The organism is Spirosoma pollinicola (assembly GCF_002831565.1).
GTDB lineage: Bacteria > Bacteroidota > Bacteroidia > Cytophagales > Spirosomataceae > Spirosoma > Spirosoma pollinicola.
Genome location: NZ_CP025096.1, coordinates 7,147,601 through 7,170,345, shown reverse-complemented (window position 1 = coordinate 7,170,345; position 22,745 = coordinate 7,147,601). Strand labels below are relative to the sequence as shown.

The following is a 22,745-nucleotide window of genomic DNA, read 5'->3' as shown; positions in this document are numbered from 1 at the left end:
AGTGAACGGTATAAATAGGCAGAGTCCCCCTATCGGGTACGTCGGAAAATTCGGGTTTCGGCATTGATGGGTTCAAATTGATTGCGTAAATCAGTAAACATGAGTGATTCTTTTGGTCCTATGGCTAAATAACCTAATGACGCCAGGCTGTCGTGAAAAAGCCGGATAACGTGATTTTGCAGGTCTTTATTGAAATAGATCAGCACGTTACGGCAACATACTAGCTGGAATTCATTGAAAACCCGGTCGGTTACCAGATTATGCTGGGCAAAGAGAATCGAATCCCGAAGGCTTTTTTGCATGACCGCATGGTTGCCATCTACCGTGTAGTAATCCGATAAATCGTGAGTACCGCCGGCTTGTTTATAATTAAGTGCATAGTCATCCATGTGTTGTATGTTAACGATACCCTGCCGGGCTTTGTCCAGATTTGCCGCGTTAAGATCGGTGGCGTATATGCGGCAGCGTTCCAGCAGATTAGCCTCTTTTAGTAAAATAGCCATTGAGTAAACCTCTTCGCCCGTGGAGCATCCGGCATGCCAGATTTTAATGATCGGATAGGAGGCTAGTAGTGGGAATACTTTCTCGATCAGGTTGCTGTAAAACGGCGGATCACGAAACATTTCAGTAACGTTCACCATGATTGTCTGTAAAAACCAGGCGAAAAAGATCGCGTCGTTCGTTAGCCGATAACGTAGGTCGGCGGCCGTCTGAATCTTGACCAGCCCCATACAGCGCACAATCCGACGTTTCAATGATGCCTGTGCATACATTGTCAAGTCGTAGCCGTGTACGAGCCTGACAATCGTCAAAATGTCGTCCAGCTCAGTGGTACTTAGTTCACAGTCCGGGTTTATCATGCGGGTATCCAGACATTCATTAACGATAATAACTGATTGATGTCCAGTGGTTTTGTGATATAGTCTGATGCACCCGCTTCAAGGCATTTTTCGCGGTCGCCGGGCATCGCTTTGGCAGTCAGGGCAATGATTGGCAAGTCAATAAATCGCTTATCGGTCCGAATTCGCCGGGTGGCCTCGTAGCCGTCCATGACAGGCATCATAATATCCATCAGAACCAGATCTACATGGCTTTGCTCGTTCAGCGTATCGATGGCCTCCTGACCATCGCTGGAGGTAACAACGTGTAAGTTATTCTCTTCCAGCAGAGTGCTTATTGAAAAAACGTTACGCATATCGTCATCGACCAGCAAAATTGTTTTTCCATGCCAGTTTGATCGACCTGGCGAAGACTGCGTTACCGGGGCGGGGAGGGGTTGGGTTGTCGTTTCCTGTTGAACTTTATAGAGAAACAGCTCCAGTTGGTCCATAAGCCGATCTTTAGCCTGAACGGAATCGTGCACAACCGTATCAGACAATTTCTTCAGTTGCAGCTCGTCGATGTTAGAAAGCTCGTTATCCATATAGATGATAACCGGAATCTGATTGTCGGGCATAGCTGCCTGCAACTGGCGTAGCTTTATGATGCCTTTTTCCAGGTCTTTCCCAATATCGGCAATGACACAGTCATACCCTTTGTCGTGTACTTTTTGCAGCGCTTCGTCATTCAAAACGGCATAATCGCAGGTGATACCGAAGTGCCTATCATTAATTAGCTTGGTGAGTGAGTCATCGGGCAGGTAGTCGCCCGACAGTACCAGTACATTTTTTATCTGCTGGGCAAGACTGTTGTTTATTCGGGTAAAGGCATCTTCCAGATCTTCGCGCTTCAGGGGTTTTTGAAGATAGGCCAGCGCACCGGGCAAGGCTAGTTTTGGCTCGTCGCTGGCCGAGACCACATGTACCGGAATATGTTTTAAATGGGCATCGTCTTTAAGGAGTTTAAGAATGCTGATGCCATCGAGTACGGGTAGCTGTAGATCCAGAATAATGGCCGATGGTTCATACTGGCGGGCATAAGCCAGCCCTTCATCGCCTTGTAAAGCAACCAGCGTTTTGTAGCCTTTAGAGCGGGAAAAGTCCCGGACAATGCTGGCAAAACGAGCATCATCTTCAATGATAAGCATCACTTTGTCGCCCTTCACCAGCGATTTCCGATCATCGGAAACGGTATCCTGCAACACAGGCGTCAACTGGTGATTCGCCTTGGTTGAGCGGTTCCAATAGGCCTTATCGCTGGCTTCCTGAAGCGACTCCTGTGGTGTTTCTTTACTGTGCCAGCCCGAGAGTGGTAACCAGATTGTGAAGGTACTGCCCCGGTCTTCTTCGCTTTGCAAGGTAATTTCGCCACCCAGCCGTTTGATCAGTTCCCGACTGATGGACAGGCCCAGTCCCGTGCCGCCATATTTACGACTCGTTGAACCGTCTACCTGCTGGAAAGCTTCAAATATAAGCTGTTGTTTATCAACCGGAATACCGATGCCTGTATCCGCTACCGAAATGGTCAACAGTGATTTTTCCTGACGAAGCTCTGCCCGGGTGAGCAATGGAGAATGAGGCTCAATGGAGAAGTTCAGCGTAATGTGACCGCCTGCCGGAGTAAACTTGAAGGCGTTGGATAAGAGGTTTTTAAGAATTTGCTCTACCCGTAGACGATCAGTAACGATCTCTGCTGGTACCGATTCGTGGATGGTCGTAATGAGTTGTACCTTTTTTTCTTCGGCAACAACGGTGAATAGCTGGGTAAGGTCCCGCAGAATAGTCTTCACGGGTACGGGCTCCTGATGCAGGTCGATATGGCCCGCTTCAATTTTCGCCAGATCCAGAATGTCGTTGATCAGTTCAAGGAGATCGTTTCCCGATTTATAAATGACATTCGCATACTCAATCTGCTTGGTTGTCAGGTTGTTGAGTTTGTTATCGGCCAGTAGTTTCGCCAGAATCAGCACGCTGTTCAGGGGTGTCCGCAATTCGTGCGACATGTTAGCCAGAAAGGCAGATTTATACTGGCTGGTTACCTCCAGTTCCCTGGCTTTCAGGGACAGCGATTGTCGGGCTATTTCTACGGCTTCATTTTTTTCGACCAGTTCGGCGTTGATCTGCCGAAGTTCTTCCTGCTGAACTCTCAGTTCTTCTTCCGATGCCTGCAAGTTCTCGGCCTGCCGCATGAGTGATTCGTTCGATTGCCGGAGTTCCTCCTGCTGATCGGCCACCAGTTCATTTTGCTGTTGAACCTGTTGTAGCAAAGCCCGGACCTGCTCATGCGTTTGCGCCGAATTGATCGCTACCGCCAGAGGTTCCATCAGTCGTTTGAGCAAGTTTATGACCGGCGGTTCGAGCGTTCGAAACGAGGCCAGTTCCAGCACCGCGATCAATTCTTTATTTTTGCGGTACCATAAAGGCACCAGCACAAGCTGGCCCGGCTGTGCCTCGCCACTACCCGATTTCAACTGCCAGTAGTCAGTTGGAACCTGGTTTACTATCATCATTTTCTGACCTTGCGACGCCTGACCGACAAGCCCTTCGGTTGGAGAAAAGGTGCAGCGAACATCGGCAGGTAAGCCAACCGCAGCAACCCGTTCCAGCTGGCGTTCTGCTGTATTGAACAGGTAAACAGCTCCGGCTGGTAAATCAAGGTGTTCGATAAGGGTAACAAGTATTTTTCTGGCTATATCCTGCGGACTTTCCATATCCTGCAAACTATGACTGATGGCCGACAGGCCACTAAGTTGCCAGTTTCGCTCTTCGCTTTCCTGATTATAAATTTGAAGCGTATTCAGGTTTTCCTTGAGCTCACGTTCAGCACGTCGGCGTTTTCGGAACTCTTCAAAAATGACCAGTATAAGAATCGCAATGTTGACAACGGCCACTAGCACTGCTACCCACATGGCACACTCTTCCATGTAGTCAGTATCGGCCTCTTTTTGTTTTCTGGCCAGCAATTCCTGTTGAGACTGCTGCTTTATCCGGGTCAACTGACTACGTATATCATCCAATTGGCTGGCGTTCCCTAACAGAAAACGAGTGGTTTTTTTTTCAACCTGATTAAAACGGTTCAATTGGGTGGGTTCCGCGGCCAGTAACCCCTTCAGGTCGTTCAGGATTCGATCAATAGCAACAACTGTAAGCGGGTTCGCTGATACTTTTGGCGCAGATGAAACAGTATTTTGTGGATTATTTTTTACCTCAAGCAATGCTAGTTGAAGGCTGGAAACCTGCTCTGTTATTTTCTCAACCTGAGTCGAATGAACCAGTAAAGCGTCGTGTCGGCGAAAGGCACTAAAATAAAGTAAGATAATTACCGGTACAGTTAGAAAAGTAAGTGCTGTACCAAAATATATTCGGCCAGTTAACGATTTTGTCATTTACTATATCTTATAATATGTAAACAATAAAGATACTTTGGTGGTAGAGCAAAAACAAAGAAATCTATTATGAATAGTTCATATATCAATTATAAGGTACGTTTATATGTCAAAAATACTGAGTATTTATACTTACTAAATCAGGATGATGCGTATGAGTAGTGACGTTAGCCGTATGATTTTTAGTTTAGAGTAAGTGCTAATGTGTTTGGTCGTATTATTAAGACTGTTTAGGATTATGTTTTGAGCGTGATTTTGTCATTCGGGAAAATATCACAACTACTTGAACAAATTTTTTTAACCACAGAGACGGTCCGCCGTTGCGGCACAGAGTGCACAGAGGTCTAATGGGTTATTTTCTACCCTTATAAACCTCTGTGCACTCTGTGCCGCAACGGCGGACCGTCTCTGTGGTTAAAAAAATTTGTTCAGATAACTGGCTAACAAGACCTGTAAAACTCCCTTTATCAATGAGTCAAATTCAGGGACTTGATAAAGTCAATTAACTGTGGAACAGTCAGTATATAATCGACAGCAGTGTTCAGGATTGCCTGTTGAGGCATAAAGCCAACCTGGGCCGTTTCGGGTTGCTGAACCACGAGCAGACCCCCTGCTTTTTTTATAGCTCTCAAGCCTGCACTACCATCTGCATTGGCTCCGGAGAGTAATATTCCTACCAACGATGAACCATACACATCGGCAGCCGATTCGAACGTGACATCGATAGAGGGCCGACTGAAATTCACTTTCTCGGAATCGTCCAATGAAAATGTTCTATCCTGTTCAATCAGAAGATGGTAGTCCGCAGGGGCGAGGTATATGGTTCCCGGTCTGACCACATCTTTATCGTCTACCTCGCGGAGGGGAATAGTTGTTTTAAGTGAAAGCAGGTTCGCCAGAGTGGAGTCGGCTGTATTTTTACGATGCAGGACAATGATCAGGGCAAACGAAAGTGGATCGGGTAGTTGTGGTAATACACTAAGTAACACCTCAATACTTCCTGTAGACCCCCCCATAACAATGGCTTCACAGGGGTGGGTCAGCCTATTTTCCGCCATATTTTTTCACCCTCCAGTTGCCTGAACATAGGCTTTAATGATGAGAAATTTAGTGTTTCTTTAGCCCCTAAAGCCAAATAGCCTAAAGGCCCGAGACTTTCGTCGAAAAGCGACAAGACCCGCTGTTGCAGGTCTTTGTCGAAGTAAATGAGCACGTTCCGGCACAGGATCAAATCGAACTCGTTAAAAGAGCGGTCAGATACCAGGTTATGCGTCGAAAAAACCATTTTTTCGGCTAGGTCATTCCTGAACTTGACGTGTCCATACTGGGCTGTATAGTAAGTTGAAAAATCGGCTGTGCCGCCCGATAAGATGTAATTTTCAGAATATTGCTTCATCGGCCCCAACGCAAAAATACCCTTCCGGGCTGTTTCCAGAACCTCGGGGTTCAGGTCGGTAGCATAGAGTAACGTTTTTTGAAGCAGATTGACTTCTTTTAACAAGATAGCCATTGAAAACACTTCTTCGCCGGTTGAGCAGCCCGCATGCCAGATTCTTATAAACGGTTTCGACGTCAGCGTTGGCAGTACCGTTGTTCGGAGTGATTTATAGAACAGCGGGTCGCGGAACATCTCAGTCACGTTAACTGTCAATTCTTCTACAAAACGCTTTAGGTAATGCGCATCCGATCGAATCTGGTATCGGAGTTCGGCAAAACTCGGAAATTTATCCAGCGCCAGCAGACGGTTAATCCGCCGTTTCAGTGACGCTCTGGAATAATGGGTAAAGTCATACCCGTATAGCTCAAGCAGATCGTTCAGTAAAAGATCAACGTCTTCCTCAGTAATCATGGCAATCTATTAAATCTGCGATAGGAGTAGAATGAGCCTGTCTACATCAATTGGTTTCGACAGGTAATCTGTTGCTCCTGCCCGCAAACACTTTTCCCGATCACCCACCATAGCCTGGGCCGTTACCGCGAAGATGGGCGTCAGTTTTCGGTTCTCCAGATTTTTAATGCGTGGAATAGCTTCGTAACCATCCATTTCAGGCATCATCATATCAATAAGAATCACATCGACAATCTCATTGGTTTGTAAAACATCGATCGCTTCCCGCGCACTGCTACAGGCAATACACTCGAATGATTTCGCTTTCAGTGTAGCCGTCAGCGCAAAAATGTTGCGAGGATCGTCGTCGATGAGTAAGACTCGTTTTTTAATCATTTTGTTGGGATATTTTGCCACAGAGATACACAGAGACGCACGGAGATACATAGAGATTTTAATTTTTCTCTGTGTATCACCGTGCGTCTCTGTGTATCTCTGTGACTAACTTTTATCATATAACCAAACACGCAATAGGGAAATAAGCTGGTCAATATCAACGGGTTTGGTAATGTAATCCGATGCGCCAGCCTGTATGCATTTCTCACGGTCGCCGGTCATGGCTTTGGCGGTTACGGCAATAACGGGTAAGGTTTTCCACTGGCTATGTTCCCGAATCGTTCTCGCAGTTTCGTAGCCATCCATCTGGGGCATCATCATATCCAGCAGTACCACATCGATACCCGGATTTTCTTCCAGCTTTTGCAGGGCTTCTTTTCCATCCAGTGCCGCAATGACCGTCATGTTATACTGTTCGAGGGCTTTCGAGAGGGAGAATATATTTCGCACATCATCATCGGCAACCAGTACCGTTTTGTTGTTCAATACCTGACTCAGGGCACCCAGCTTTTTCGAGATGCCGTTGTTGCTTTTCGTCTGCTTGTTCTCTTCAACCAAATGCAGGAAGAGCGATACTTCGTCAATCATACGCTGGTAAGAGTGGGCCGTTTTGACAATAATCGAGTCGGCATATTTTTTAATTTTCAACTCCTCCGACATCGACAGACTTTTGCCCGTGAAGATGATGATCGGGAGGTTTTCCAGCCCCGGATTTTTTCTGGCTTCTTCCAGCGTTTCGTAGGCGTTTGTATCAGGTATGCCCATGTCCAGAATAACGCAGTCCACTTCTTTGCGTTTTAAAGCACTGATGCCTTCGGATATGTTGCTTTTTAATTCGGAGGAGATGTTAAACGTTTCCAGAAAATAAGACAGTGCTTTGGCGTGCTTGGGGTTGTCTTCAATGATGAGTACCTTCTTGGCGTTACGGTTCAGGACGTATTCTATTTTTTTGAAGACATCCTGAAGCTGTTCAAAGGCCACCGGCTTGTCGACAAAATCAATGGCTCCTCGCAACAGACTTTCGTTCTTCATCTTGTGCGACGACATGATATGCACCGGAATTGGCCGTGTTTGCGGGTCAGCTTTCAGTGCGTCCATCACCTGCCAGCCGCTCATGACCGGGAGTTGAATATCGAGCAGAATCCCCAGCGGTTTGTAGATCGAGGCCAGCTTTAGCCCTTCGTCGCCCTGCACCGCTACAATACCCTTGTAGCCTTTTTTACGGGCATAATCCAGCAGGGATTTGGCAAAGTTGGTATCGTCTTCAATAATGAGGATGACCTTGTCTTTTTCGGTAATACCACCACGATCGTCTGGAATTGCTTCCGGAATGCTGGTGCTAATGTATTGATTAGCTGTCTCGTTCGAAGACTTCTGGGGCAGATTGTCCGAATGCGTGTGAAACGGATGAGCTGGTGCGCCGGTTGATGGAAATGGTGACTGACCGAAGCCCGGCTGCGAACTCGTCTGGACAGCTGTTTTTGCCAGCTGCGTATTCGATAACGGTAAGATTACCGTAAATTCTGAACCCTCATTTACCCGGCTGGTTAGGGCGATTTCTCCGCCCAGCAGCTTGGCCAGTTCGCGGCTGATCGACAAGCCCAGACCCGTGCCGCCATACTTTCGTTTGGTCGACCCGTCGGCTTGCTGGAAGGCTTCAAAAACGAGCGGTTGTTTTTCGGGCGCAATACCAATACCCGTATCGTTTACGACAAAACAGATATTTTCTGCCGACGCATTAGCCGAACTACCCACTTGCCGTTTGATGGTGAGTGAAACGCTGCCGCTGGCCGTAAACTTGAGTGCATTCGAGAGCAGATTCTTCAGGATTTGCCCCAGCCGCAATTTGTCGGTTTCAATAATTGCGGGCACATCGGCGTCCACAGAAATGCTGAAGTCCAGCCCTTTATCTTTCGCCAGCAACGCAAACAGCGAGTTGAGTTCATCGGTAACTTCGGCAACGGCGGTATCCTGATAATCAAGACTCATTTGCCCGGCTTCGATCTTCGACAGGTCGAGAATTTCGTCGATCAGGCCAAGCAGCCCGTTGCCCGACGATTGAATGACGCGCGCATATTCAACCTGATCGTCCGAAAGGGTTGCCTCGTGGTTTTCGGCCAGCAGTCGGCTCAACAGTAAAATAGAGTTGAGCGGTGTGCGGAGTTCATGGGACATATTCGCCAGAAACTCCGATTTGTAGCGGGTCGTTAACTCAAGCTCATCGGCTTTTCGCTGAATTTCGCTGTTTTTCTCTTCCAGCAGCAAACCACGTTCTTCGAGTTCGGTATTGGTTTGTTGCAGTTCCTCTTGTTGAACGCGCAACTCCTCTTCCGACGCCTGCAATTTCTGGGCCTGCATTTCGAGTTCGGCGTTCAGGTACTCCATTTCGGTATGCTGCGCCTGAAGCTCCTCGGCCTGTGCCTGCGTTTCTTCCAGAAAATTTTGCAGCTTAACGTAGTCGAAAGCCGCGTTGAGGCCGATGGCCATCGCTTCTTGATTGTGTTCTAAAAAGCCGATTTCCAGCGATGTTGGTTTTTTCAAAAAGCCCAACTCAATGGCACCGAGGCATGCATTGCCGTAAATGAGTGGTGCAATAACCAGGGCCGCCGGACGGGCGTTGCCCAGCGAAGATGTTATTTGGCTGTAATCGGCCGGAATATCCTGTACAATAATTGTTTTCTTACGGCTAATAGCCTGCCCAATCAATCCTTCGCCAGCTTTAACCGAAGTGGGCACGTGTTGGGCTGCGTAACTTCCTGCCAGTTTATAACTTGAGTCAGTGTCAGTCAGGTAAATAGTGCCCATTGGGGCGTTTGTGTACTCGGCAATGGTATTAATCAGGCTTGTTGCCAGCTTGCCTATTTCTTTTTCTCCCCGAATGGCATCGCTCAGGCTGACAGTACCCGTTTGCAGCCAGTTTTTGTCTTTTAAATCCTTGAATGTCTGTTCAAGGGCGGTCGCCATCTGGTTCAGTGCTGCCGAAATACGGCCCAATTCATCGCTCGCTGTGTCCTGGCTTCGCACCGAATAATTGCCACTAGCAATGTCATGCGTGATGTTCTCCATCAGCGTAATGCGTCTGGCTGTTTCAATGTATTTAGCTTCGGCCAGTTGTTGTAGCTTCAGTCGTTCGTCGAGATCTTTCTTGATACGCACGTAGGTAAAAGCCGTGATCATCATAGAAATTATAGCCGCCACAACCAGAAGAAAGGGCGTGTAGGTAATGTAGAGTTGTTGTTGCTGGATACGTGTTTGGAGCAGATTATTTTCTTCTGTTTTTGTCTGATTAATCGCCAGCCGGAGGTCGTCCATTAGTTGTTTTCCCACGACCATTTCCCGCTTTTGCGCCACCGTATCCCGGATTGATGCTTTACGCAACCGGGTCATGTCGATAATCCGTTGCATCTGGGCAAATTTGGCTTCATATAGAACCTTGGCTCTGGCAAGAAGTTTTTGCTGTGCCGGGTTGTCGGTGGTAAGTTGGAGTAGCCGGTCGTAGCTGGCATTCACGTTGGCATGGCTGCCCGTGTAAGGCTGCAAAAAGAGCGGGTCAAGCGTAACGAGGTAACCACGCTGGCCTGTCTCCGCATCTTTCATGTAGGAGATAATATTCTCTGATTCAATGATTACCTGATTGGTATGGTTGACCAGTTGAGAATTACTGATCAGTTTCTGGATACTATAAAACGAAGCCGTGAGGCTAATCAAAAGCAATAGTGTCGACAACGAAAAGACAATGCGCAGTTGTCTGATAACGGAGTTCGAGATGGCAGTTTGTGGCATGAGTAGTTAACTAAAATCGGCTTACAGGAGGTCAGTAACAGACAGCGAATGAGTTTGGTGAATCGGTAAAATAAGGATAAAACTGGCTCCCTCATCGACCCGGCTACTAGCCGAAATTAGGCCATTGTGTTTATCTATATTTTTCTTCGCTATGGCCAGGCCAATGCCCGTCCCTTCGTAGGCGGTTCGATTGTGTAGTCGCTGAAAAATAATGAATATCCGGTTCAGGAATTTCTCGTCGAACCCGATGCCGTTATCGCGCACAATAAGCCGGTAAAAGTCGCCGGCAGGAGATGGGTTGCTGTCAATCGATTTGGTATCAATGCGCTCTGCACTGATCTCAATATGAGGGGGTTGATCGGGTTTCGAGAACTTGAGTGCGTTGCTGATTAGGTTTTGAAAGACTTGCCTGATTCGGGTTGGTACCATGTCGATAGTGGGCATGGTATCCACTTTGATCACAGCCTTTTTCTGGTTAATCTGTTCATCAAAATCTGTAAGCAACTCATTCAGTAAGACAGTAAGATCAGTGGGTTGAAATGCCTCAGGGGCTGATAGTTGCGAGTAAGCCAGGAGATCCTTGATCAGTTCAGACATGCGGGCCGACGACTGAATAGACCGGTTAAGGTAGGATGTAGCTTCGGGATTGTCTTTGAAGAATTTCTCTTTCAGAATGTCGTTCAGCAACTGTATTTTACGAAGTGGCTCTTTCAGGTCATGCGAAACGACCCAGGTAAATTGCTGCAACTCGTGGTTGGTGCGCTCTAGTTCCGCATTTTTATTCAGGAGTTCGTTGGTTCTCAACTCGACCTGTTGCTCAAGCACTTCTGCCGCCTGTTTTTGCGGATGAATGTCGGTAAAGGTGCCAATCCATCGGCTCAGAACGCCTTGCTGTTTAATGGGAATAATTCGTAGAAGATGGTATCTGAAATCGCCGGTCAGCAAATCTTGCAGACGCACTTCGTGCATAAACTCGGTTTCGTCGGCCAGTGCCTTTTTCCATTCGTCACAAACATCATCGTCGGGATGGGTAACCGGAAATGTTTCCGCACTGGTTGAATACTGATACCAATGTTCATTAACGTACTCGATTCGACCGGTAGGGGCTATAGTAAACGCCATTTGCGGTAATGAGGCCAGCACCACCTGTAACTCCTGCATTCGCGCCGTCAGGGCTTCCTGCGCTTGTTTTCGAACCTCTACCTCTTTACGTAACGATTCCTGAGTGGCCCGTAATTCCTGTTGCTGATCATATATTTTTCGGAGCGTTTTGACCTTAAGGACCAGAATATCCGGGTCGACGGGTTTGGTCAGGTAGTCGACTCCGCCAGCCGTATACCCCTGAGTTATGAACCGTTTTTCGGTGTTAACTGCCGACAGAAAAATAATGGACGTATCCCTGGATTTACTGAAACCGGCAATGGCGTTGGCGACCTCAAAGCCGTCCATGCCCGGCATTTGCACGTCAAGGATAATAACCGCGTAATCTTTCTTGAGGACTTTCCTGAGGGCTTCTTCGCCCGACCCGGCGGTGTCGACCGAAAAGCGATGTAACTCGAGAATTTTTTTTAGTGGAAGAATATTCTCGGGTCTATCATCGACAAGAAGAATCATGTAGTATACCTGTAAGGTGTTGAGTACGACCGCGCAAAAAAATAATGTGGGTTCGTTTAGAAATTCGAGATCGGTTGTAACACCGAAATAGTGCGTGAATATAAAGGCTTGGTTTGGGTGATTCCAAATCTGGCCCGCTCAGGCTCTGGCTGAATTATTATATGGGAAAAAGCCATGTCAAGGAGTTCAGCTAGTGCTATTTAATACATCCACAAAACAAGTATATCTATTCTCGCTATTTAATATGTTGAATGGTTAAATTTAGTTGCCATATACTTTCTTTTATGATTTGAATAGGTGCTGTACCAAGAAATAAAATGACGCTGCACTTCTTAAATAAACACAATTCCAAATTCAGTATATTAGTAAAGAAATTATTGTAAGATACTATGTATAAAAATATTTAACTTATTATTTTCATAGTAGTAATTATGTATATTTGTGTATCGATTCTTTATATTTATACTCAACTATATATTGTACCATTTATTAGAAGTTATATAGGTTTTAATAAATAAATACGTCGGTTTATTTGACGACTTTTTCTTTTATACTCGCTTAACTATAGATTCTTAAGCCACATATCGGCTTCTGACTTAACGCGTTTTGGACTCAACACAATAAAAGCAGGGATTATTTTAGGGCCAAATGTATCTTTCTATCAGTATGTTACACGGTGTTTTGTAACTAATGTAGTGAATGTGTAGGGCTAAAATTTATATTGTGTCACTCATCCAAATGTCAATTAAATTACTGGTCATTGAAGATTTTGCGCAAATCAGGGAGAATATAGCTGAACTACTGACTATAAACGGATACACAGTACGAACAGCTGCCGATGGCGTAAAAGGTATTGTACAAGCTAAAGTGTGGCAGCCTAACCTGATCGTATGCGATATTATGATGCCGGATATGGATGGCCATCAGGTGCTTGAGTCGATTCGAAACTACCCGGGGCTGGTCCATGTACCATTTATATTCCTGACTGCCAAAGCTGATATAGTAGACGTACGTCGGGGCATGGTCCTGGGTGCTGATGACTACTTGACAAAACCATTTCTGGGCAGTGATTTGCTGATGGCGATTGAAAGTCGATTAAAGCGAAGCCAGCAACAGCAGGGCAATCCGGACCTCTCGACAAATTATCTAAAAACGATCTTCGGCCACGACGAAAAAGGTAGTATGGTACTTCAGGTCGAAGACTGCCTTTACTTTTTTACCCGGCAAAGGGGCTACTATGTATGGCATAAATTAGGGCTTTTTCAACTCAATAAAAGTCTGGAAAAGTTAACTGGTGAGCTTAATCCCCGGGACTTTTTCAGGGTCAATCGGCATGTTGTCCTGCATCGGAAAAGCATTCAGAAATATGCCTACTGGGAAAAGGGTAAGTACTGTTTATTTATTTCTGTTTCGGAAAAAACTCAGGAAGTGATCCTGCCCAAAGCACGCTTTAGTGCTTTCAAGGCCTGGCTGTCAGGATAGTTATGGGCAAAATGTATAATTTATTGACTTGTTGATACCAGGAAGTACCGTGTCTTTCTTTATAAGTCAAGTACCATACACCTCTTTATGATCAACTAATTGGCTCACAATGAATAAGCTTTTACAATCATGGTTTGATGCGTCTTTACAGGGTGTGGCCTTTCTAACGCCTGTCCGTAATAGTCAGCGAAAGGTGACGTGTTTTAAATACCGGATGGTTAATGCTGCATTTGCCCGAATTATCCGTAAACCGAAAGAGGAGCTTATTAATCAGGTAGTTAAAAAAGTTTTCGACCCCACTCAGGATAATGATTTTTTTCTCATTCTGGTATCCGTTTTAGAGTCAGGTCACGAGAAACGCTTATTAAAACATTACCATATAGAGGGAGAGGATATCTGGCATGATATTACGCTGAGCCGCATCGACGACCAGTTGATGGTCAATGTGCAGGATGTAAGTGAACACGAAAAAACGGAGAAGGAACTGGAACGACGGTTTTCGATGGAGTCAATCATTTCGAGTCTGTCGAGCCGGTTAGTCAATGTGTCTGACTTCGAGATGGACGCTTACATACCTGAAGCGCTTGAAGAAATTAGTGAGCATATTGGTGCCGAACGGGCATCGGTTGTCTTGTACTCGAATGATTACCAGCGGGGTGACTGTGTTCATGAATGGTGTGCTGCTGACATTGGATCAAAAAAACATACCCTTCAGGATATAGTTATTTCCCGTAACGACTGGTTGCTTCAGCAGCTAAAAAATAGGCAAACTCTTCGGCTACAAACGGATAAATTACCCGTGGAGGCCGGCCATGAAAAAAACAGGCTGACTTGGCTGGGCGTTCAATCGATGATTTTTGTTCCCCTGATTTTGTCAGGAAAAACGCAGGGCTTTATCGGGTTTTATACGATTAGCAAGCCCAAAGCATGGGATCAGAACGATGTTTCATTGCTGGAAACCTTCGCAACAATGATCGCCAGCGTGTTTCAGCGGTTGCAGCAGGAAACCGCAATCAGGCGGGCAAACCAGCGTTTGGAGGGCTTACATGACATTGATCAGGCATTGCTGAATTATCGGATGGCGGGGCAGTCGCCCTTATTGATTGCTATGAAGTATTTATATTTCATGGTGCCTTGCGAACGAATGATTGTCTTCCAACTTGACAAATCGGCGGGTCTGGCAGTGGTTAAATGCCGGGCAGATGAAGGAAAACTAGATGCGACTCCTGGTTTTTCTGTTCCGGTCAGCTACATTCAGAACCAGTTTGTTACTGGAAATCAAACTTCTTACCACCCTGATCTACAACCAGAGTCGTTAAGTGAAGGGGCTGAACGACTTGCTTACGAGCAAGGCTTCCGTTCACTGGTTATCATTCACTTGTATGATCGGAGTGAATGCATTGGCGCCCTCGCGCTGGCGTCTAAAACGCCTTTTTTCTTTTCTGATGAATACCGGGATATTGCCCGTGAACTGGCCGGTTCGTTTGCCATTATTTTACATGAACAACGTCTTGACGAACAGCTTAAACAATATACCGAACAACTTGAACAGCGTGTAGAAGAGCGTACGCAAGAAGTAAGACGCTTGTCGACCTTACATCAGGCCATTTTGAAACATGCAGGGCAGGCAATTATTTCAACAGATATAAATGGCATTATCCAAACCGCTAATCAGGCTTGTGAGAGCTTGATGGGTTACCCGGTCGATGAATTAATTGGTCGGTCTGTACACCTTGAACCGGAAACCGCCGAAAACTTAATACCGATCATTGCCTATCGGGACAGCACAGATTTGCCCGAGCCTTCCACTGTTTTTGCCCAGGCCATAGCTGCTCATGGGTACTTTTTTAATGAATGTCTTTTTGTCACTAAAGATAATCAGAAAGTGCCAATATTGCTGACTGCCAGTATTTTACAGGATGAAAGCGGAGCAGCAATTGGATTTGTAGGTATCGCTACCGATATCTCGGCCTTGAAAGCAACCAAAGCAAAATTGGTACAAAAGAACCAGGAACTGAATACAGTCTTTGAAGGAGCTATTGATTTACACTGTATAGTAAACGCCGACGGGTGCTTTTTGACCGTTAATCACGCCTGGGAAATAACCCTGGGATACCGGGTTGACGAACTGGTTGAACTGACGTTTGAAAAATTGATACATCCCGATGAGTTGACATTAATTCATCAACGTATCCTGTCAGAGATCGACAAAAAGCCGCTTCGTAATCAGGTAAACCAGTTTCAGAAAAAAGATGGTTCCTATTGTATTCTGGAGTGGAATGCCGTAAAAATTGATCATCTCATTTATGCCTCTGCCAGAAATATTACCGAACGACGGCAGGCTGAAGTCCAATTACGAAATCTGAACCAGCGGCTTCAACTGGCCACTCAGGCAGCCGGCCAGGGGGTGTGGGAATTGGATTTAGAAGCGAATCAATCGGATTGGGACGAAAAGATGTGGGAAATTTATGGTCTGGAACCACAAGAATCAAGCCCCCCCTTCGCCGAATTTCTAGAATTGATACACCCGGACGATCTACCCGGTTTTTTGGAACGATATACGTTAGATTCAAGCGGTGATTCAATTCAAAATGTAGCCCGTTTTATACGGCCGGATGGAGCGATCCGATACATTAAGGCTGTTGGTCAAACAGTCCGGAACGCACAAGGGAATGCTATTCGTCAGGTTGGCGTAGCCTGGGATATAACGGAGCAAAAGCTAGCCGAAAAAGCCTTGCGGGATAGTGAACAAAAGTTTCGGGAGATTGCCGAAAACGTCGATGAGGTCTTCTGGATTCATTCCGCCGAACCGTTTCAGCTTCTCTATATTAATCCAGCCTTTGAGCGAATTTGGGGAACCAGCCTTAGTCAGCTGGACGAAAACCCGTTTGCCTTTATGAACGTTATTCTGAAGGAAGACCAACTGGCGGTTTGGGAACTCATTAACCAATATAAGGCAGGGCAGGAGGGTCAATTGTATTTCCGTACTCAGGAGAGTGACGGGCCACTGCGGTGGTTATTTGTTCGCACATTTATTATTCGCGATGCCGCCGACAAGGTTATTCGCCACATTGGCATTATAAGCGATGTGACCAGCCAGAAGGAAAAGGAGATTGTTTTGCAGCAAACATTGCAGCGTGAACAGGAACTCAATCAACTCAAGTCTCAATTTGTCTCGACGGCTTCCCACGAATTCCGTACTCCACTGGCAACAATTCAAACCAGCGTCGATCTTATAAAACTCTACCTGGATTTACCCGCCCCCAGTTCCGGCCCATCTATTCAGAAACATCTTACCGTAATCGAAAAACAGATTCATCAATTTGGTATTCTTTTGACGGATATCCTGACAATTGGTACCATTGAGTCGGGTAAGGTAAGTTTCAATCCTCAGTGGGTAGATATTTTCTCAATTTGCAACGAAATTATTGCTACCCATTTCAGTCAGCCAGTCAACCAACGCGGTGTTCGCCTGATACGGGAAGGGGCGCCCTGTCTGGTTTTCCTGGATGCCAAATTGATTAGTCATGTGATCGTCAATCTGCTTTCCAATGCGTTTAAGTTCTCTACCAAAGCACCCTGTTTACGCATCGCGTTTGAGGAAACCTGTTTTGTTATCCAAATTATTGATGAGGGTATTGGTATTCCGGCCCGCGAGTTAGCAACACTTTTTCAGGCATTCTTTAGAGCTAGTAACACAACGGCCATTCCAGGTACCGGACTTGGGTTGGTCATTGCCCGGCAGTTTGTGGAACTCCACGGCGGCCATCTTACGCTTCAAAGCGAGGAGAAAAAGGGAACTACCTGCACGGTCACGATGCCAATTTCGTGTGCTGAGGAAGCATACCCAGTGCAAACCAAAGACACAATCTCAAGTCAACACATAGTACATAGTAACGAATTATAGATAAACGAATGACTACTCAATTACTCGTCATTGAAGACGATACCCAAATTCGGGAAAACCTGAAGGAAATGCTGACGCTGCACGGTTTCAACGTCGAAACCGCTGTCAACGGTCGGGAAGGCATCAGCCAGGCTCTACTGCACCCGCCAGATCTGATTCTGTGCGATATTATGATGCCGGAAGTCGATGGGTATCATGTGCTTGAAGTTGTTCGGAATAACCGCCTGATTGCTAACGTGCCGTTTATTTTCCTGACGGCCAAAACAGAGCCTGTCGACCTGCGTCGGGGCATGGATCAGGGTGCCGATGATTACCTGACCAAACCGTTTACGCTTCAGAATCTGATGCACACCATCGAAAGTCGGTTGCAGCGGGAAGCTTTGCGTAAGGCAGACCTCAAAGCAAAACTGGAAAGCTACCGACACAACCTGGCTTCAGTAGCGGTGCATGAATACAACACCGCCCTGACAGGTATCATTGGTTTTTCGTCTATGCTGATTGACCAGCATGACCAGTTTAATGGCGAAGAAACGGTAACAATGGTGAAGATGATCAAAGTTTGTGGTCTTCGGCTAAAACGTTCGCTGGATAACATCCAATTGATAGATGCGTTGCAACATATCGATCCCGACCACTCGGCCTATATCCATTATTCCAGTGGCAACACCCTGCTAACGGCAGAACTCATTGATAGATGCGCCCTTGCTGTTGAGCAGCGGCAGGATCGCCATGTTAGTTATCAGGTTGACGTGGAGCCCGTTCAGCTTAGTATCTCGGCCGATAATCTACGGATTTGCTTGGTTGAGCTGGTCGACAATGCAGTCAAATTCTCTGATGCGGGGCAAAGTTTTACGGTAAAAGGAGAAATCTGCGAATCTGGTTACCAAATAGCGGTTACCAACCGAGGGCAACCGTTCAACATAGAAGATAGTGCACACATTGGCCCTTATAAACAATTTGACCGTAGTCTATATGAACAGCAGGGCTTTGGGCTGGGATTGGCTATCGTCAAAAAAATCGTTGAGTTTAACAAAGGAAAGCTAACGGTTGAAAGCCCAACACCGGGCGATACGACAGTCTTGATCTGGTTGCCCCAATGGCTGGGTGGAAACTAGTTTTGTTCAATTTCTGCTGACGAAACAGGGAAATGGAATGGGTTAATAAAAGGAGATAAATTACTTCTGAAACGACGTAAACCGGGAGCATAAACTATGAAATAGATAGCGTGTCGTGTAAGGAATCTCCACCAATACTACAATGAATTATTATAACTGAATGGAAAATATTTTCAAAAAAGCTACTGATGGCTTTACGAAATCCAACTTATCAATTGATGATTTCCCGGATTTGCCAACAGGCATCATTTTGTGTGAGCCTGTAAGGAACGATGTGGGTTCAATTAATAACCTGTGTATAACTTATTTGAATCCATTTGCCTATTCATTGTTAAGGGACATGTCCAGTATCCCGGATACACATTTTCTGGGCGATATTCCCTATTTAAACGCACTTTTTACTACTGCCTGCACGGTTATGGAAACCGGAGTTTCGTTGACTATTGACATCTATGAACCGGAAATTGAGTGTTGGTTGGAGAGCTCAGTTTATAGAAATGAAAATAAGTGTATAATCTATTTGCAAAATAATAACTCAAGGGAAAATTATAGAAAAAATCTCCAGCGAAAGCAGGAATTTGAATCAATTATTTCTGGAATGTCCGGGCGTCTGCTCAACGTAACTTCCGACAGTCTGGATACGTATATTCTTGAATCATTAGCTCAAATTGGGTTATATAATAAAGCGGATCGAGTCTATATTTTTAATTACTCGACAGACAAGGCCTTAATGAATTGTACGCATGAATGGTGCGCAGAGGGTATCGAGTCGCAACAGGAATATCTTCAAAAAGAACCTACCCGGTTTTTCCCCTGGTGGCACCAGAAAATGCTGAATCAGGAAACCATTCGAATAACATCGCTTGATGAATTGCCGCCCGGCGCGGCTGAGGAAAAAGAAAGCCTTAAGGCTCAGAATATTCAGTCTCTTCTGGTTGTGCCGTTATTATATGACCAGAATTTGATTGGTTTTGTTGGCTTTGATGCTGTTCGGGAGGAGCGGGACTGGGATAAAAATGATCTTGATTTATTAAAAACCTTTTCGTCTTTACTTGTTACGGTTACCAACCGGGTTAAACGGGAGCAACTGCTAGTGCGTGTCAATAAACGACTAATGGGGTTGAGTCGTATAAGTAACGCTCTGATCAACAGCCAACTGAAAGACAAACAGTCCGACATGATTGCCCTTGAACATATTTATGATATGATTCCCTGCGAGGTTGGCATTGTGTTTCGCATCGATAAAACAGGCGAGTTTGCCAGTGCCGAAAGTCGAATGCGACGGGGTAAGCGCGAAGCCTGGCCGGGTATCCGTTTCCCGGCAACGTATCTGCATAATAGCCTGTTTACTCAGGGTCGGGAAGCGCTGGTTAACCAGTTAAATGCCGATTCATCTGAGTTTCCGGCTAACTTAAATCCTTATAATTGGGGACATCGCTCGTTTTTAGCCGTACCTCTTTTTTCCCGACAACATTATGTTGGCTTGCTGGTGTTGCTGGATAAATCACTTGGCTTTTTCACCCAGGAACACGTACTCATCGCACGGGAAGTAGCCGGTCAGCTCTCTATTTTATTAGTACAGGAAGAAGCAAATCAGCAGTTAACCGTTCAGGCCAGAAAACTTGTTGAAAATAACCAGCTTTTGCAGGCGATTATTGACAACACTCCATCTATCCTGGTGCTTTGGGAGCCAGTCCGTAAAAATGGTCGTATCGTTGATTTTGCCTATTTGTTAACAAATCCGGTGAATTCAGTCATTACCGGATTGAGCCACGACGAACTAATGGAGAAAACGTTGCTGGCCTTATTTCCTTTTGCTCAGAAAAATGGACTATTTAATCGACTGGTCGAGGTAATCGAAACAGGCGAACCCCAGCAGTTTGAGCTACGGGAAACCCTGGTTACAGGGGAGTTATGGGGAGACTATTCCCTTGTTCGAGTTGCAGGGAATGTTTTACTCTCTATTAAAGATATTACCCAGTTAAAACAAATCGAAGAAAAACTGCTGCAGAATAATGCGGACCTGGAGCAGCGGGTAGCCGAGCGGGCAGCTGAGATACAAGAGCTTTATGCCATGCAGCAGGCAATACTGAAGTACGCCGGTCTGGCTATTTCTGCAACCGATACTCGTGGTATTATTAAACTCGTTAATCCAGCGCTCGAGGCTTTAAGTGGCTATCAGGCTGATGAACTGGTCGGGAAAGTTACGCCTGGTGCCTTGAGAGAGCCTGAACTATTTAAACGACAAATCGAAGAACTAAGGTCAGATTCGACTAATCCAGCCCAAAATGGAGAAGAATTAATTATTGATTATTTATTGACAAACGACTACCTGCGAAGAGAAAACACATTTTTAACGAAGGAGGGACAGTTAATTCCTGTCTTATCAACATTAAGTGGGCTTTATAATGAGCAAAATCAACTCATTGGGTATGTTGATACGGCCATGGATATTTCTTATCTAAAGACGATTGAGCAGGAACTCAAGCAGGCCAATCAGCGGAGTCAACTGGCAACGATGGCAGGAAAACTGGGCGTATGGGAATGGAATTTACTTACTAATGAACTTCTACTGGATGCCAATTTTTTTACCCTGCTTCGTATCCCTCAAACCGTTAAAATTAACCGGATCGAGGATGTCGAGCCGTTGGTGCACCCAAACGACTTAGCATTTTTTAAACTTAATGTTCAGAAAATTATTGATGACAAGAGTCCTTTTGATGTTGAATTCAGGATTGTCTCCCCAATCGATCAAGCGATATTATATATAAAGGCCGATGGGCTACTACTTAAAAATGAAAACGGCATTAATCATCGGCTAATCGGCGTAGTGCGGGATCGTACAAAGAAAAAGCAAGCCAATTTTGCCCTCAAGGAAAGCGAACATCGGTATCGCTCGCTGGTCGATCACCTGAACGATGTTGTCTTTCACGTAGATCTGGCAGGTTCGTGGACCTATCTAAACCCGGTATGGCAGGAGATAACGGGCTTTACAGTTGAAGAGTCATTAGGCAAACCATTTCTGGATTCAGTATTTCCCGAAGACAGGGAGCGAAATCAGTATTTGTGTGAGTTGCTGATGAGTCGCCAAAAGTCAGTATGTACCCATATTATTCGCTATAAACATAAAGAGGGTGGGTACCGATGGATTGATGTATTTGCCCAGGTAATCCTGAATGAATTCAATGAAATAACAGGTATAACAGGCACACTAACGGATATTACGGAACGTAAAAAAGCTGAAGAGTCTGTTTTGGAAAGTGAACAACGGTTTCGCGACATTGCCGAAAATGTGGATGAAATTTTCTGGATTCGCGATCTCAATCAGCCAAAGTTTATTTATATGAATTCAGCTTATGAGAAATTTACCGGGCAGGTTGCCGATGATCTGTATAAAAATCCGCTTCTATTTTTAAATTTTATTCTCGAAGAAGACCGGGGCAAAGTGATGGATTTTTTTATGCATAATGGCAACAATACTAATTTTGACTTTAGAGCCTGGCATCAGGATGGAACACTTCGTTATATGAGCGTCCGGGTATTTACCGTACAAAATGAGGAAGGGCTGATCACACGAAGAATCGGAGTTGCAACAGATGTTACGATGGCTATAGAAAAGGAATTGATCCTGGAAGAATCTCTACAAAAGGAACGAACTTTAAATGTACTTAAATCGCAATTTATTTCAACAGCTTCTCATGAGTTCAGAACGCCACTGGCAGCTATTAATTCTAGTGTTGAACTGGTAAAATATTACGTAAACGAGAATAAGACCGGTACAGCTATTCAATTAATCAATCAACATATTGATAAGATAACTAATAAAATATTTACATTAAATGATCTTATATCAGACACATTAACTATTAGCAAAATTGATGAGGGAAAAGTTGACGTAAATTTGGAATTGATCGACTTGATAGCCCTAAGTGAAAGTACAATAAAATTCTATTTTAGTGATCGAAGTGATAAACGATTCGTAGAATTCAATGTTTTTGGTAATGCTGAACCTGTTACACTCGATAAAAAATTAACAGAACATGTCCTGACGAATTTATTGTCGAATGCATTTAAGTTTTCAACCAAAAACCCACTCTTAAAATTAAATTTCAGACCGGAAGACGTTCTTATTACCGTCAGTGATGAAGGAATTGGTATACCTGAAAAAGACATACCAAATTTATTTGGAAAATTCTTCAGAGCGGGCAATGTCACCTCGTTTCAGGGAACCGGTCTTGGCCTGGCCATCTGCCAAGAGTATGTAACTTTACAGCAAGGTCAGATTGAGGTCGATAGCATAGAGGGTGTCGGCACGACGTTCAGGATCATACTACCTTTTTCTCAATAAGCATATCG

At 45.2% G+C, this 22,745-nt stretch carries 11 protein-coding genes; 4 read left to right on the top strand and 7 right to left on the bottom strand.

Going from position 1 to position 22,745, the window contains the following annotated elements; genetic code table 11:
- Positions 1–29 precede the first annotated feature (29 nt).
- The 7 genes from CWM47_RS30160 to CWM47_RS30130 form a co-directional block, all read right to left on the bottom strand.
- Positions 30–860, bottom strand: a complete 831-nt coding sequence (locus CWM47_RS30160; protein WP_170069463.1) for a CheR family methyltransferase — start codon at positions 858–860, stop codon at positions 30–32.
- On the bottom strand, positions 857–4,264 hold the full coding sequence (locus CWM47_RS30155; protein WP_100992288.1) for a GAF domain-containing hybrid sensor histidine kinase/response regulator: 3,408 nt from the start codon (positions 4,262–4,264) through the stop codon (positions 857–859). Before CWM47_RS30155 ends, CWM47_RS30160 begins: the two co-directional genes overlap by 4 nt.
- Positions 4,265–4,731: 467 nt before the next feature.
- Positions 4,732–5,322: a chemotaxis protein CheB gene (locus tag CWM47_RS30150; RefSeq protein WP_100992287.1), complete on the bottom strand. Its 591-nt coding sequence runs from the start codon at positions 5,320–5,322 to the stop codon at positions 4,732–4,734.
- Positions 5,304–6,113 carry a CheR family methyltransferase gene (locus tag CWM47_RS30145; protein ID WP_100992286.1) on the bottom strand — a complete coding sequence of 270 codons (810 nt, stop codon included), beginning with the start codon at positions 6,111–6,113 and terminating at the stop codon, positions 5,304–5,306. The genes CWM47_RS30150 and CWM47_RS30145 overlap by 19 nt, the downstream gene beginning before the upstream one ends.
- Before the next feature lie 9 nt (positions 6,114–6,122).
- Complete coding sequence (locus CWM47_RS30140; RefSeq protein WP_100992285.1) at positions 6,123–6,488, bottom strand: response regulator; 366 nt, start codon at positions 6,486–6,488, stop codon at positions 6,123–6,125.
- A gap of 105 nt (positions 6,489–6,593) precedes the next feature.
- Positions 6,594–10,271 (bottom strand): response regulator, encoded by a 3,678-nt coding sequence (locus CWM47_RS30135; RefSeq protein WP_100992284.1) that lies wholly within the window; start codon positions 10,269–10,271, stop codon positions 6,594–6,596.
- A gap of 21 nt (positions 10,272–10,292) precedes the next feature.
- Positions 10,293–11,885 carry a response regulator gene (locus tag CWM47_RS30130; protein ID WP_100992283.1) on the bottom strand — a complete coding sequence of 531 codons (1,593 nt, stop codon included), beginning with the start codon at positions 11,883–11,885 and terminating at the stop codon, positions 10,293–10,295.
- Between the two features lie 738 nt (positions 11,886–12,623).
- Here CWM47_RS30130 and CWM47_RS30125 point away from each other — a divergent pair.
- The 4 genes from CWM47_RS30125 to CWM47_RS30110 all read left to right on the top strand — a co-directional run bounded on the left by CWM47_RS30125 (position 12,624) and on the right by CWM47_RS30110 (position 22,737).
- Entirely contained in the window at positions 12,624–13,367 is a 744-nt protein-coding gene (locus CWM47_RS30125) for a response regulator (RefSeq protein WP_100992282.1), read from the top strand.
- A 109-nt stretch (positions 13,368–13,476) separates the two neighbouring features.
- Entirely contained in the window at positions 13,477–17,274 is a 3,798-nt protein-coding gene (locus CWM47_RS30120; RefSeq protein ID WP_100992281.1) for a PAS domain S-box protein, read from the top strand.
- Between the two features lie 8 nt (positions 17,275–17,282).
- Positions 17,283–18,389 carry a hybrid sensor histidine kinase/response regulator gene (locus tag CWM47_RS30115; RefSeq protein ID WP_100992280.1) on the top strand — a complete coding sequence of 369 codons (1,107 nt, stop codon included), beginning with the start codon at positions 17,283–17,285 and terminating at the stop codon, positions 18,387–18,389.
- 598 nt (positions 18,390–18,987) lie between these two features.
- Positions 18,988–22,737: a PAS domain S-box protein gene (locus CWM47_RS30110; protein ID WP_170069462.1), complete on the top strand. Its 3,750-nt coding sequence runs from the start codon at positions 18,988–18,990 to the stop codon at positions 22,735–22,737.
- The last annotated feature ends 8 nt before the right edge of the window (positions 22,738–22,745 follow it).